This is a genomic window from Lunatibacter salilacus, from assembly GCF_009797935.1.
Lineage (GTDB): Bacteria > Bacteroidota > Bacteroidia > Cytophagales > Cyclobacteriaceae > Lunatibacter > Lunatibacter salilacus.
Genome location: NZ_VOLC01000008.1, coordinates 22,691 through 37,963, shown reverse-complemented (window position 1 = coordinate 37,963; position 15,273 = coordinate 22,691). Strand labels below are relative to the sequence as shown.

Here is a 15,273-nt window from a genome sequence, read left to right as displayed (position 1 = left end):
ATATTTCAAAATTATCTATTCCATTGCTATTATTCCTATATTTTTATTCGTAAGGCAAGTACTATCTTTCGGAATTCCCCAAATTGCCGGACTATTACAATCAGATCATCTATTCGCTCGCACCATGGCACCCTGCGACATCCCGAAAAAGATCATTTAAAAAATAAACGTCTGTTAAGACATCTAAATCAATACCTTACTACCTCTATTGGATTGAGCGTCAGTTTTCGGACAGTTGATAGACTGTTACCTGTTGGTACTATTGAACTAGGCTTTTGAAATGAGATTATAAGAAGCAGCGAATCTAAGTTGGTAAAATTGTTGATTTAAAAATATGAAGGACATTGTTTATTCATGGAAATACCTGCAATTCTGCCACATCGCATCTTATCCACTAAAGGGAATGCAAATAATAGCCAAATCCGTTTGCATTTGAAAAAAATTCATGCTGATCTCCCAAGTGCTACCTCCCTATAATTCCAGCTGTATATCCTTCCTTCTTCAGCGCTTTAGTTATGGTAATTGTATCTGGATACATGCCTTAAGGGAAAATGGGTGACAAAACCGACCCATCCCTTGGATTGGAATACATACCCACTCGCTAAAGCAGCCTGTCATGATAGAAGCCAGGGAAGGAGTACAAACTCCTGTATAAATCGGTTCCGATCAAGAAATAAAAACCAAAAGGAAGGGCTGCTATAATCAGCTCATGTTAATTAAATCCCTTCTGATCCTCGCAATGCCTCGAACATAATGAGTAAAACATTTGACCTAAAAATTATTTCACTCCATAAAGCTCCATTAAGATGCGTATTGTTGTATCTACCAATATTTCTCCGCCACCTTGCTCAAAACGTGTACTGATAACTTCATACCCGCTTTCTGGGAAAGCTTTACTGTTAGGAACATAGCTGATGGTGCCATTGGCAGATTGCTCATTCACAATGGTGAATGGAAATGGGGAATTTAATTTGATTCCCAAACCAAGCTCCACAAACGCATCCCCGGGGAAGCCCACCAAGGCCAGTTCATCCCCAAAGGCAATGACCTGAACCTCGCTCTGCAGGGCAGATCCGTCACTGACCAATGGCACGGTAGTAGTTGGTATCCTTTCTCTTTCTGCCATGCTTGCCACATCTAGAATTCGCCAGGCTTTTACAACATCATTGAATGGTGGTGGTGAGGAACTGCCGTAAAGGTCAATGATACCCTCAGCCCATTTCAACTCCTCCTCAGAGGCAGATGCGACTGGCAAAATCACAGGTTCAGTCCTGACTTTAAGATCATGTATCGGTATTTGACTAAGCGTAGGCAACGTCTTCATTACATCTGCCGCCAGAATGGTTCCTATGCGCGCAGCCTCTTCGTAGCCGTCCAGTGCACTGTTAAGATTGACATTGATATGGTTAATGTTTCCAGAAGTGCCATTGGTGAAGACACTCACCATATCCTCACCATAAACATCCTTCAACAGGTCGGAAATTTTTCCGGGAAAATCCGCAGAGAACCGATCTCCACTTACTACTGCAACATGAAGGGCAAAATTAACCAGAATGGCCATGGGTTTAGCATCCAGGGTCTCAAACAGTACTATGGAAAGATCTGGATCTACGGGCCCTGCAGGTCGTATTGTATTTGGGTTCAATCTTCCCGGGTTCATTCTGAAACTACCGTCTTTCATTAAAAACCGTCGGTTAAAATTTACCGAAATCTGCTTGGTTTTGCCTATGGAAACCCTGACCGGTTGAAGTAGATGAATTGCCGTACCTACACTTTCAAAAATCATTTCAGGCAAACGGCTTAGGTATTCTTCACTTTTTTGTTTGGGCAAACCTCCAATTGCGTCCCAAAATAATGGATTCATCTGAGGACCCGCATGAACATGGGTTGCGGTCATGATAATATTTTCCCTAGGTATTCCTGTTCGTTGGAAAATCAGTTCCCTGGTCCTCATAACCACCTGATGGGGTAAACTGATTAGGTCTAAAGCAATGAATACGGCTTTGGTTTCATCTTTTTCAAAAACAATGGTTTTGGCATACAAATCGTCATGGATTCCCTCAGACACTGTTATTCCATAAGAATTCCCCATTATGCTTCCTATTGGTGGGGTGATTTTGGAGTCTGCTGCTCCGGCCTTTAAAACCTGATCTTCGAAAAATGGTTTAGATTGGGCTTGTAGGGGAAACCCAAGACATAAAATAGAAAGGTAAATGCATGACAGGATGCGAAGGCTTTTAAAACCTAAAAGCAGATTAATATTCTTTGGATCTGACGCTGAATTAAGAATCATTGGTGGGAGGATAAATGTAGTCCAAAAGGTAAAAAACCGGCATAAGGGAGCCATTGAGCCCCGAAAAATCCAATAATAATCAATCTCCGGATTCTTTATGCCTACCCTACTATTCTGTAAGTTCTTCATAAATAATTGAATTTGCATCATCATTAAATTTATTGATAGGACTAGAACCCTTCAAACCGCTGCCAAATTCCAAGCTGGTCAAAACAATATCGGAATTTGGATATTCATTCAAAAATAAATCTTTATTTTATCTTTGGCTTCTATTTAAATATGGAATCCTAATATTATCTTTCAGAAAACCTGTATCTAAATTAAATGCCATTTTGGATTGATTGGAAAAAGAGAATGTGGGGTAATGGATCTCCAGTACCGTAAAAAGTTAGTTTGCTTTGCAATACGTGCAAAATAAAACCAGCATTTTCCCATAGAGGGATTAAATTTTGCTGCTTACCTAGGGACGATGCCAAAAACAGGCCGCGATAAAATATCCCAAGATTATAAAAAAATGGAATAAGGAACTCTTACTAAAATCCGTTTAATCCAAGATATTTTTTCACTCAAACTCCTTTCAAGATGCCTTTACTCCATTTCTTTCCTGATAATAAACTTGGCTTTTACCAACTGATTTTTAACGGTGTTTTTTGAAATCATCAGAATATCGGCAATCTCATTATAAGACTTCTTCTCGAAATAATTCATCTCTAAAATCTGCCTTCTTTTAGGAGATAGGGATTTTATGACCGTCTCGAGTTTGTTGAGATTGTCTTCTTTTACCTGGTCACAATCATTTTGCATGTGTTGCAACTTTTCCCAAAAACGCTCTTTGAGAGAATTGTTCCTGTTCATTGCTTTCAGGTAGTCAAAAATCTCATTTTTTACAGAGGTAAACACATAGGAATTGAAATTGAGTTCAGGCTTGATGTTCTTTCGCTTTTTCAGGATTTTCATAAATACCTCATGATAGATATTCTCCGCCTCCTGTTCATCCTTGATAATGGATATACTGAACCGAATAACCGGTACCCGGTAATACTGATAAATCTTTTCGAAGGCCTTATTATCCCCCATTCGAAAATCTTCCAATAAACTTTTGTCAGGCTGTTCCATAAACTACATGTTTAGTATTCTATTTAAAACCGACACATCCAAACTCCTCTACCTACCAATTAGACGTTGGGTGTGCGCAAATGATTTTATGAATATCCTATTTTTGTGAAATATAATCTGCGCAAATCACGTATATTAATCTTCAATTTGCGAAACGGCAAGTTTACCTCCGCCTTGAAAATGAATAGCTTATAAATCCGGCAACAAAAACTTCACGAAAAATTAAACATTAACCCTAAAAATCGCCCCGAAATTAAATAACTGTTAATAAAACCTGCTTGATATTAAGGATTCTTAATGTATAGTTACTGCATTATCTTTGTGTTGCCTAGGTGACTATCTTGGATTTCAGACAACGAGTAACAAAAATAATATTCTGAAAAAAATGTAGAAATTAACGAATCGATCGGTCTATTTTGTTTGGTTACCTTTAGTTCACCCCAAATGACTTCAATCCAAAAATATTCAGGCAGACTATTCCATTGGGCGTTGCAAACGATTGCTAGACAGTAATTTTTTTGAAATTACGAAAGTCTATGGACGCACTTGGACAGTGCTGCTTGAATTACCGCTCTTGTCAAATGCCTTGAGCTTTACAACTGTTTCTACGGAAAAAGGGGATTTATAAATGAGGGAATTAATATCTGGTTCAGCCCCATCTACAGTATACCGAATCTCCAAACCGGGAAACTCAACGTTCGCATAAAGAAGTCCATTGTCGATCTTGGCGCCAGGTGCTGCAATTCGGTATGTATATCCCTCATTCCACTTGGCCAGTTTGGGATATTCCCGTTGGGCAATAGTATTGGCAAACGTATTCCAGCCTTCCTGAATATGTGAATTTCTTAAAGACAGGTCGGTTTGGTTTTCCCATGTCCTTTCTCTTGCCCATCCGCTTTCGGCAAAGCCGATAATCTTTGGAAAGGTATAATATTCGACCATTTCACGCCCTTTGATGGTTTCGCTCCATAGCTGTGCCTCCACGCCGATGATGTTTTTCCGGGCATCTGATCGGATCTGCACCATGTCTTTGGAGGCCTCTTCCGTATCAATCTGTTCCCCCATGGATGTACGAAAGGTGGTTTTAAACCAGTCGAAGGGAGCAAATGTCCAGGCGTTTTTGGTGTTGACAAACCCGGCCCAATACAATCCGGGTTCTTTGGGATCATTCGTATAGGCAAGATCGAAATAGAAATTTGACACGTTACAGAGAACTACCTCATAACCCGCATTGGCCAACTGATAGCCTAAATCCGGGTAGTCAAACATGTTGTTCCATATATAAGGTACGACTTTTTTCCCCACAAATTCCGGATTGGGCACATAACCTCCTTCCGGTGTTTTCTTTAAGGCCATCTCCTCCCACACATGCACTTCCACATTCAATTTCTCCAGTCTTTTCAGTAGTTTCCGGAAAAAATAGGCCTGTAAATTTTTAGGGTCGTCAATATCCGGTAGCTCCATAAGCAGTTCGGCTGCCATGGGAGATGCCGTCCAGGCTCCCTCTGGTACTTCGTCACCACCGGCGTGGATCTTGGTAAGTGTCAAGCCTGCTTCTTGATACATCTTTGCAATTTCGTCCATCACTTTTTCATAGAAGCGATATGTTGACTCTCTGGCTACTGATACCGTGTTGTCTTTAAAGGCCTGGGCAGAAAGGTAAACAGATGTATCATCAGGATCGATTAGGCGGTATTCATTGGCCGCTTCCTCATCACCTTCCTTCATGTATTTTTCGTACCTAGCCTCCATGGACCTGATTGCCGCCCGGGCATGCCCAGGAAAGTTAAGTTCGGGAATGACGGTAATGTGTCTTTTTTTGGCGTAGGTCAATATTTCTATAAAGTCCTCCCGGCTATAAAACCCACTGCCATTTTTACCCTCCATATACGGAAAAGGCCCGGAACCATATGCCGGGTGCAATGCCGGCTCATTCATATCAGACACATGCTGACGCTGTGCTCCTACTTTAGTAAGCTCCGGAAGTCCATCGATTTCCAACCTCCATCCCTCATCCTCTGTAGTATAAAACAAAAAATGGTTAAGCTTATAATGGGCCATCATATCGAGCATTCGAAGAATCGTTTCCTTGTTTTGGAAATTCCGGCTAACATCTAAATGCAAGCTCCGGAAATGAAACCTGGGTGCATCTTTTACTCTTACATGTGGTATCTTTAAGGGCAGAACTGGATTCAGGTAGGCTACTGGTCCAAACAATGCCAACAGGCTTTGAACTCCATAAAACACACCAGCGGCATCTGCGCCTACGATGGATATACCATTTTCATTTACCGCCAACTCATAGGCTTCAGTCGATTTGCCTCCCACCTGAATGGAACCGAGCCTTAGGTGGATGATTGCATCTGCCTTTACGCCTTCCTTGGCATCAAAAGAAACCCCGGAAATCTCTCGTAACTTATCGCTTAGATAACTGGCCTCCGCCTCCAATCCCTTATCAAAATGAATGTCCGTCTCTGCTTGAAGGGAAAAAGTACCTACCCCTTTAATTATATCAAAAGGAGTGGGAACAATTAAATGAAGCTGATCTTCAGACACCAATTCCATGCCTGAGAATTCCTCATACCATTTGGCAGGCGATGACGGGACCTCATGATCCATGTCCCCTCTCAATAGCTGATCCTCCCTTGTGAAGGGGATAACAGTAAAGTTAGAAAAAGGAAGAATTTCCTCTTCTTCTCCTTGATCATCGTTAAAGACAAAATATAGACCCATAGGTGCATCTGTCTCCTTGATGACTCCCTCAGAACCTCTATAGGTTATACTTATTGATTCACCTTTTGGTAGTTTAAAACTGGAACCTGGAGTCAGTGAATACCAGTCTCCATTGATATGGGTGATTTTGGCTATTGACTCCTCCGAATAGGGTAAGATGGGCCGGGGGGACATATTGAAAAAAAGCTTCCAACCGGTATTCCCCAGATCTCTATCTGAATTGTTCTCAAACGTTATTTTCGCATCAAACTGTCCGAATTCTCCAACAAAATTGCTGATTAACTCCCACGAAATATCAATTTCGTCAATTTGGTCTTCCCACGAAGAAGTTTGCTGACATCCGGAGTGAAAAATAAAAGTTATGGCACTCAGAAATCCTATATATATTTTACGCATAAAATCAGTCTTGTTTAATAGCCTTAATAATACGCATGCCAGTAATAAAGGGACTATCCATCACTTTAAAAAAACATATGACAGTACAAAATACCCGCCTGATCTCTCTTGATGCCATGAGGGGGTTTACCATTGCGGCTATGATTTTGGTCAATTACCCGGGAACTTGGGACCATGTATATTCTCCACTATTACACGCCTCATGGAACGGTATTACCATCACGGACTTTATCTACCCGTTCTTTTTATTTATTGTGGGGGTTTCAATTGCGTTTGCCTATACCAAACGGCTACAGACAGGTGCTCCAAAAGGAGGCATGTACAAAAAAATAATTATACGGTCCATTAAAATTTTTGTAGTAGGCATCTTTTTAAATCTCATTCCCTACTTCGACTTTTCGGATATGCGTATTGCAGGTGTCTTGCAACGTATTGCCATTGTTTTCCTCGCCTGTGCATTTTTATTTCTGAACTCCAAGTGGAAAACGCAGGCGATTTTGGGTATTGGTATACTTGTCGCTTATTGGCTGGCCATGACCTTAATCCCTACTCCCGGGGTGGGTACTCCTATGCTGGAACCCGGTGTAAACCTGGCCGCCTGGATGGACACCTATATACTTCCCGGGAAAATGTGGGAAGGAACCTGGGATCCCGAAGGATTCTTCAGCACCCTACCAGCTATTGTCACAGGAATATTGGGTTTGCTGGCTGGACAAATCCTCCTCAGCCCCAAGACTCCCAACGAAAAAGCCAACTACCTGATGGCTATCGGTGTTCCTTTGATCTTGATAGGATTGCTTTGGAACCTAACCTTTCCTATCAACAAACACCTCTGGACCAGTTCCTTTACTTTGGTTACGGGAGGTGCAGGATTTATCGTTTTGGGAGCCACTTATTTCCTAGTAGATATCCTTGGCAAACAAAAAGGCACATCGGTGGGCATCATATTCGGTGCCAATGCCATAACCGTCTACGTATTGGCAGATATCCTTTCCATAATTTTCTACAATGACAGCATTCTTGGCGGCTTAAATAATCAGTTTTTGGCAGTAATGACAGGGGTTGGATTTTCTATAAAATTTGCGAGTATGTGCTACGCCATCTTATTTGTCGCAATAAACTTTATCCCTGCTTATATCCTATTCAGGAAAAAAATCTTTATCAAACTCTAACCGCATTCGCATGAGACCTTTTCTTCCGGCTTCGAACTTGTATTTCTGTTTGTTTATGATATTAACTTTCGGGTTTCCGTTTTTTGTTAGTGGGCAAACGGGAAGCATTCACGAACCGGTGAGGTATGTAGGGGGAGTCACGATAGACCCGGCATTGCATGAAGGGAGACTGCGGTATGCTGTGGGGGTGGAAAGCAGACAAACGCTTCGGGTAAACCGGTCAAAACCTGAACTTGCAGATGACCATGGTTGGACCTATAACCATGCCTCCAGCTTGGCCTATTGGGAAGGGAAATTTTACCAACAATACCTTAGCAATCCGGTGGACGAGCATATCGCTCCCGGACAAACCTTACTTTTAAGCTCTTCCGATGGCAGAAACTGGACCAAACCCACCGTAATCTTCCCACCTTATGAGGCTCCGAAAGGAGTTGACGTACCGGAAGGCTATTCTGGATATATGATGCATCAGCGTATGGGTTTTTACGTGGCGCCAAATGGCCGACTGCTTACCTTAGCCTTCTATGCGCATGCCGAAGATCCCTTTCTCGAAGGGGGAATCGGTAGGGTGGTCCGAGAAATATATAAGGACGGCACATTTGGTCCTATCTATTTTATCCGGTATAGCACCCATACTGAATGGGACGAATCCAACACCAGCTATCCTTCTCATACTTCCTCCCAAGATAAAGGCTTTTTAGATGCCTGTGCTGCTCTGCTGCAGGACCGGTTGATCACCTTGCAATGGAGGGATGAAGACCGGGGATTAGATGGGTTTTATGATGGTGACGAATATGGCGGATCAGCCTTTTCATACTATAAGCGTACAGACGGAAACATGGTGGGACTCTGGAAAAGGTCTCACGCCGCCCTATCCACCGATGGCGATAAAAGCTTTTCCAAGTCCATAAAAGTTCCTACCCTAACCATGGCTGGCGGTAAAGTCTGGGGTCAACAAACACCGGACGACCGCTATGCCTTGGTTTATAACCCCATAGACCTTGATGAATACCGCTATCCATTGATAACGGTCACGGGAGATGACGGGGTAATTTTTGATGATATGGTTTTAGTACAGGGTGAGGTTCCGCCGAGGAGATATTTTGGCCGATGGAAAGATTTTGGACCTTGTTACGTTCGTGGAATAGTACCCGGTAACGGCACTCCTCCCGGGGATGACATGTGGCTCACCTACAGCATGAATAAGGAAGATATGTGGGTTAGCCGTGTTCCAACTCCCGTAAAACATTCGGTTCAAGGACCTGTAAATGACAATTTTGACAAGCTCGAAAAAGGAGGTTCAGTACCGGATTGGAACATTTACGCTCCTCTTTGGGCACCCATAACAATTGTGGAAAGTCCAAAACAAGCAGGGAACTCATTAGAACTAAAAGATGAGGACCCCTATGACTATGCTCGAGCCATACGTATTTTTGAGGAAAGTACTGAATCATCCATAGCCTTCAAGTTGTTTATCCCGAATGAAAATGCAGGTATGCTGGAAGTAGATGTGGTAGATCAATATGGAAATAGGCCGGTTAGATTGCGATTTGATGAAAACGGCAACTTGATCGCCCAAGACGGCGCTGTAGAAAAGACCCTTTCCACATACAAAAAAGGAACTTGGCAAACCATTACCCTTGAAGTAAATGCATCCTATTTTGGTCACTTTAGTCTCTCCCTGAATGGCGAAAAACTCGTCGGCAAGGCTGCTTTGGCAGAAGGAGTGAAATCAGTGGAACGTTTGTCTTTCCGCACAGGCCCTTACCGGGATTTACCAAACCGAAAAACCCCCAACGAGGATCCGGAGCCTCCACTTAAAGGAGCAGACGATAAGGTATCGATGGGGATCTTTCTTATTGACGAAGTAAAAATATCTGGAAAAAACTAATAATTCCCAGTCTATCAAAAAAACAGATTCACAGATATAGGAAGATGAACATATGATCACGTTCGAGAGAAATACCATCTGTGCATCTGTGGCAAATTAAACTAGGTGGATAAGTAGGCCGCAGATTCACAGATATAGGAAGATGAACATATGATCACGTTCGAGAGAAATACCGTCTGTGCATCTGTGGCAAATTAAACTAGGTCGTTAAGTAGGACACAGATTCACTAAGAAGAGACAAAGAACTCTGAGTTTTTTAGAAAATTCTTGATGTCCTCGGTGTTACCTCGGTGTTCCCTGTGGTTATTATCTATTGCAATAAATAGTCACTAAGAACAGTGACTTTCTCCTCACGCTGGTACCAGTCGTTATATACAAAGGAGAGTTTTCTGACGGTCGAAACTCCAAAGTTCAATTCTCCGTTGGCAGACACGAATTCAACCATTTTTTCGGGGTGAAGTAAAGGTTTTTTGAAACGCACAATAGTACTATGTGCAGTACGCAACAAATATCTTTTGTCCAGCGATTGTTCCAACGAAACTTTAGGAAATTCTCCGCGTAGATTTTCCCTTAGTTGATCTAAGGAATCATCCAACGGATACCCCTTTATGATAATGCAGGAGGGTGAAAAAATCACCCCCTTAAAACTTACCTCAAATGGACTAATCCCTTCCACACACCGTCCAATAAGTTGTATATAAGCTTGAGGATCCACTTTGTCCAAAGTAAACCCATCATAACAGGAAATAATGGGCATCACTGTTATATGTACATCAGAATTCCTGTAAAAATAATGGTAAGGTTCTAACCCGCTGACTTTTCGGAGAAATTCCCGCACATTTTCTAAAACATGCTCTTCTGGACGAAACAACAAAGTAAGTCCACGGCGAGTATCGGATTCATCATCAATTAGGCGATCGAATTCGAACCCAGAATTTTGTATTTTTTCCAGCGCTTGATCATGCAGCGTGTCGTAATGTTGCTGCAATTCACTCAAATTATTCTTTGTCCTCAAATTTGCTAAAGATCAAAAACAGAAACTCATGGACTTCTTCGGAATCGATATCCCATTGCAATTCTGGTAGAAAATTTTGGTTTAGAAGTTCAACCGCATCAAAAAAGCTTTCGCTGGAATCCAACTTAGCCAACGCCTCGTTTAGCAATTCCGGATTGCCGGAAAAGAGTTTGCGGGTAAACATAAACCGCTGATTGATTCCGATATCTTCGGAAAGCCTTCGCACACTTCCCCTTACAAACCCGTATTCGTCCTGTTCAAATCTTTCCCAAGCTAAAGCCGGATCTATGACATTATTCTCAGTCCGGATTGATCTAGCTGCTTCTTCATAGACTGGCGTTTTAACTTCCGAAGTAGAACCGATCTTTAATTCGGGAAGAGGTCTATAAACGGGGATTTCTTCCTTCTTTTCTTCGCGTTGTCGGATAAAAAGTCTTTCGATTTCAAGTGGATATACCTCCTGAAGGGGCTGAAGCAGTTGATCTGCTGGTTCGAGATTTTTACCATAATCATCCATCAACTCATCAAAAGCCATGGATAAACTTTCCGGAATGGTGAATTTTTCCGTGGTCTGCACAAAAGCTTCCCAGAGTGCTTTATGCCATTTGATGTATTTTTTATTACCCTTAAAATACACCTCTAAGTCCAACCCTGCACTATATTCCAATTCATTTTCCAAAAACTCCACCGGATCAGCCGCAAGGGTAATGGAATCCTCCACGGCTTGCCGAAGCAGCGGTTCAAAATTTGACCGCTCAATTCTTATTGCCCTTGATAGTACATTCATGAATTCTTGAAGCACAGCCTCCACTTCTGGGTCTGAATAGTCAAAATAGGGGTTTCCTTTCAATGCTTCCAACTCCGTCTGCCAAGCCATGAACAATGATTTGATTATCATCAGATTCACCTGCTTGCTTGGCGTCAACTGCATGATGTCTTCACCTACCAGGTGCTGCTTCGTATCAAAATAGGCCGAACAAATCCTTTTAGTAAATTGTAGTGAATATTCTTTTAAGTAACTTTGATCAATACTTTGACTCATTTTCTCTATATTTCAATGATGGTGCACATTACCAAGCGGACAATCCCCATGCCAAGCATGATAGTAGTCCTAGAATTGAAAGTAAAGTTATTGAATAATTTTAAACAATATTCAACACATCCGTATTAAGGGAAAACAGCGCCTACATGTTTATTGAACCTTCACTGGGAAAATCCAGGAACCAGGAAAAAAAAGGACAGATAGAAGTCATCTGTGGGTCCATGTTTTCAGGAAAAACAGAAGAATTGATTCGACGTCTCAACCGAGCCCTGATTGCAAGGCAGCAGGTGGAGATCTTTAAGCCTGGTTTAGATACTCGGTATGAAATGGAAAAGGTAGTCTCCCATAATTCGAATTCCATACGTTCTACACCTGTGAATTTTGCGGAGGATATCCTATTGCTGACTGGAAACTGCGACGTAGTGGGCATAGATGAGGTTCAGTTTTTTGACGAACAAATTGTCAGAGTGGCTGGAAACTTGGCACGTTCCGGCAAGCGGGTCATTTTGGCTGGATTGGATATGGACTTTGAAGGCAACCCCTTTGGCCCCATGCCGCAACTGATGGCGATGGCTGAATATGTGACCAAAGTACATGCCATTTGCATGAAATGTGGGGACTTGGCAGCTTTCAGTTTCCGGCTGTCGCCGGACAAGGGGAAGGTATTGTTGGGTGAAAAAGAATCGTATGAAGCAAGGTGCAGAAAATGCTTTTTTGATGGTCAGCCCTAAACTGCTTTTTGGTTGCTTGCTTTCGCTTTCTACGGTGAACTTTAGTATGGCACAGGGAGATATTGCCGTAGGCAGTTGGCGGTTTCACCTTTCCCATCAATATATCAAACAATTAACCGGCTCAGACGAGACAGTATTTGCATTAGGAGAGAATAGCTTATTCTATTTCTCCACATCCGAACCTACCCCAAAAACACTGAGTAAACTAGATGGACTCTACGGTCATAATTTCGAATCGATAACTTTTGACCTAGCTAACAAAACTCTCCTGATCACCTATACTGACGGCACGATGAATTTGGTCACGGAAAGTGCTATCCGACGTATCAATGACATCCGAACCAATGCCCTAATCACGGAAAAAACCATAAGGAAAGTACGTATAATCAATGGAGCGGGCTGGTTGGCGGCTGACTTTGGGTTGGCAAGGGTAAATCTGACAGAAGGATTTATCGAATCCGCCTATCTGAATCTAGGCCCCAGCGGAAGCCAAGTGCCTATACTTGATGTGGCTATTTTATCCAATGAGATTTATGCCCTTACTGAGTCAGGGGTGATTCGGGCAAGCCTATCGGCAAACCTTAGAGATTTAAACCAATGGGAACGCTTGGATCTAGGAACAACAACTCCCTTTATTCAATTAATTGCCTTAGAGGAGGAGCTCTTTTTCCTAGGCCAAAATCAGCAAGTCTATCAGTGGAATTCCGGTTCATTCGACTGGGTGGTAGGTACATTTGGAGTAGAGAATTTGAAACTGTCCGGAGAAAGGGTGAATTTTTCCATGGAAAATGCCATCTATAGCTTGGACGCTAACGGAAACCTGGAAATCATTTCTTCCAATGTCGGTAATGAGTTTAACGACTTTCTGGTAACCCAAGAGGATATTTTCCTCGCCACATCAGATAGAGGCATTTATAAGTTGGGAGATGCTGAGGGAGTTTATCCACCTGGGCCACCTAGTTCGTTGGTCAACTTTGCACAACTTAACGGTCAAACAGCCGCCTTCGCTTCTGGTCTGTTAAATTCAGGTGATAAAAAAACCCAACGGCAGTTAGGTGTTTTTTCGTCTGGAAACTGGGAAAACTGGGAGGCCCCAGACAAAATTCAAACCGTTGCCAACATAAATGGGATCAATTACATCGGCACTCAAAATGGATTATTCAGACAAGATGATGACGAGCTTTCGCACGTCTCTCATCCATTACTAGGCAACGGTGTGGAAATAGGAGCCATATCCGGAGGTCCTGCTGGAAAAGTGTATATCGGAACCAACACACCAACCCCACGCTTATTTGTCGGGGATAATCAAGATCAATTTATTGGATATGAAGTAGCCGGATTGCAGCGCTTTGATAAGATTCTGGTAGATCGGTTTGGTAATTGTTGGATATTGGAAACTCAGCAGGGCGGTGGAAGATTAAGGGTATACAACCCTGAAAACGGACTAAACAGAACCTTTGGAACCCAAATAAATAACGGAGCATTACCCGGGCAGTGGGTGCGGGACATTTATTTGGACAGCGAACAAAACCTTTGGATAGCTACCAATCAGGGGATTGCCTATTTCTTCAATGCTCCTGGAATTGATGCCTCAGCAGCTGTAAATGCGGTATTGCCCATCTTTGAAAACCGACTGGCTTTGGCCAACACAGCCGCCACACAGATTCTGCTCGCACCGGACAGAAGTATCTGGATAGGAACAGAAAACCAAGGTCTATGGCATTTCGGCCCCGACTTCGAAGGCTTGATACGGAACTTCACGGTTCAAAACAGTCCCTTACCTTCCCCGGAGATCCGTTCTTTGGCATTAAATGAAAAAAGCGGGGAACTGTTTATCAGCACTTCTGAGGGAAGCCTTTCCTTCAGGGCGGAAAGCATTCGCCCTGCGGATAATTTGGGTGTACTGAAAATTTACCCCAACCCAATCCGTAATGACTTTAACGGAGTCCTAAGCATAGAGGGAACTACCGATTTTTCTACGCTGAAAATCGCCACCACAGCGGGTAGGGTGGTAGCTTCTATGGCTGTGGGAGCTGGCAAGGTCACTTGGAATCTGAGGGATCCATCCGGAAACCGTATTGGTCCGGGAGTCTACTTGGTATATGTCGTCGATGAGGCCGGAAGGGAGCGGACTGCCGGAAATTTTTTGGTACACTGATGTTAAAGAAAACCAAAGGAATCGTCATCAGCTATATCAAGTATCGGGATACCTCGATCATTACCCGGATATTTACTCGGGATCTGGGGCTAAAATCCTATGTCGTCAATGGGATCCGCAGCAGCAAATCCAAACCCAAAATGGCGCTTTACCAACCTCTAACGCTGCTTGAATTGGTCGTCTATGATCGGGAGGGCCGTTCCCTCCACCATATATCCGAAGCCAAGCTGGATTATGCCTTTCAGCGGGTACCCTTTGATTTTCACCGGTCGGGGATAGCGCTATTTATGGGAGAAGTGTTGGGGAAATGCATCTATGATGACTATCAAAATGAGGACCTGTTTGATTTTTTATTTCAAGCAGTTGAATTGTTGGACAAGGAACAGGTATCGCTGGGAACCTATCCGATTAGCTTTTTGATCCAAATGACTAGGTATTTGGGCTTCGATCCGGAAGATGCCGGGAATTTTTATGACCAATTACCAGTAAACCGGGGTAGTCTTCCACATCAGGCAAAGGAATCCCATTTGGACCGGCTGATTCGGGAGCGCTTTATATCCACTGAGCTTATCCCAAAGCATATTCGAAAGGCTCTTCTGGAAGATGTGTTGCTGTTTTATCAGTTACATCTAGAGAATTTTACAGAAATAAAATCGCTGGCGGTGCTTAGGAGTTTGGTGGAGTGAAATGAATTAAATCCGTTTTTCATTTTACATACTTTTTACA

General features: G+C 42.7%; 10 protein-coding genes. 5 read left to right on the top strand and 5 right to left on the bottom strand.

Annotation, left to right across the window (positions count from 1 at the left end):
• Positions 1–778: 778 nt before the first annotated feature.
• The 3 genes from FQ608_RS12240 to FQ608_RS12230 all read right to left on the bottom strand — a co-directional run bounded on the left by FQ608_RS12240 (position 779) and on the right by FQ608_RS12230 (position 6,538).
• On the bottom strand, positions 779–2,422 hold the full coding sequence (locus tag FQ608_RS12240) for a neutral/alkaline non-lysosomal ceramidase N-terminal domain-containing protein (RefSeq protein ID WP_158858526.1): 1,644 nt from the start codon (positions 2,420–2,422) through the stop codon (positions 779–781).
• A 459-nt stretch (positions 2,423–2,881) separates the two neighbouring features.
• Complete coding sequence (locus FQ608_RS12235; RefSeq protein WP_158858525.1) at positions 2,882–3,409, bottom strand: RNA polymerase sigma factor; 528 nt, start codon at positions 3,407–3,409, stop codon at positions 2,882–2,884.
• A gap of 534 nt (positions 3,410–3,943) precedes the next feature.
• Positions 3,944–6,538: a family 20 glycosylhydrolase gene (locus tag FQ608_RS12230; protein WP_158858524.1), complete on the bottom strand. Its 2,595-nt coding sequence runs from the start codon at positions 6,536–6,538 to the stop codon at positions 3,944–3,946.
• 77 nt (positions 6,539–6,615) lie between these two features.
• Here FQ608_RS12230 and FQ608_RS12225 point away from each other — a divergent pair, with 77 nt between their 5' ends.
• Together FQ608_RS12225 and FQ608_RS12220 are read left to right on the top strand one after the other, a co-directional pair.
• Entirely contained in the window at positions 6,616–7,710 is a 1,095-nt protein-coding gene (locus FQ608_RS12225; RefSeq protein ID WP_158858523.1) for an acyltransferase family protein, read from the top strand.
• A gap of 10 nt (positions 7,711–7,720) precedes the next feature.
• Positions 7,721–9,601 (top strand): hypothetical protein, encoded by a 1,881-nt coding sequence (locus tag FQ608_RS12220; RefSeq protein ID WP_234364182.1) that lies wholly within the window; start codon positions 7,721–7,723, stop codon positions 9,599–9,601.
• Positions 9,602–9,911: 310 nt separating this feature from the next.
• On the opposite strand, the gene FQ608_RS12215 is transcribed toward FQ608_RS12220, so the two are convergent.
• Positions 9,912–10,589 (bottom strand): 2'-5' RNA ligase family protein, encoded by a 678-nt coding sequence (locus FQ608_RS12215; RefSeq protein WP_158858522.1) that lies wholly within the window; start codon positions 10,587–10,589, stop codon positions 9,912–9,914.
• Between the two features lie 10 nt (positions 10,590–10,599).
• The gene (locus FQ608_RS12210) at positions 10,600–11,658 is read right to left on the bottom strand and encodes a hypothetical protein (RefSeq protein WP_158858521.1); all 1,059 of its coding nucleotides are present in this window, start codon (positions 11,656–11,658) and stop codon (positions 10,600–10,602) included.
• A gap of 146 nt (positions 11,659–11,804) precedes the next feature.
• On the opposite strand from FQ608_RS12210, the gene FQ608_RS12205 reads away from it, so the two are divergent.
• The 3 genes from FQ608_RS12205 to recO are packed head-to-tail and all read left to right on the top strand — an operon-like array spanning position 11,805 to position 15,233.
• Positions 11,805–12,389: a thymidine kinase gene (locus tag FQ608_RS12205; RefSeq protein ID WP_158858520.1), complete on the top strand. Its 585-nt coding sequence runs from the start codon at positions 11,805–11,807 to the stop codon at positions 12,387–12,389.
• Complete coding sequence (locus tag FQ608_RS12200) at positions 12,346–14,547, top strand: PorZ beta-propeller-like domain-containing protein (RefSeq protein WP_158858519.1); 2,202 nt, start codon at positions 12,346–12,348, stop codon at positions 14,545–14,547. The genes FQ608_RS12205 and FQ608_RS12200 overlap by 44 nt, the downstream gene beginning before the upstream one ends.
• Entirely contained in the window at positions 14,547–15,233 is a 687-nt protein-coding gene (gene recO / locus FQ608_RS12195; RefSeq protein ID WP_158858518.1) for a DNA repair protein RecO, read from the top strand. The genes FQ608_RS12200 and recO overlap by 1 nt, the downstream gene beginning before the upstream one ends.
• Positions 15,234–15,273: the final 40 nt, after the last annotated feature.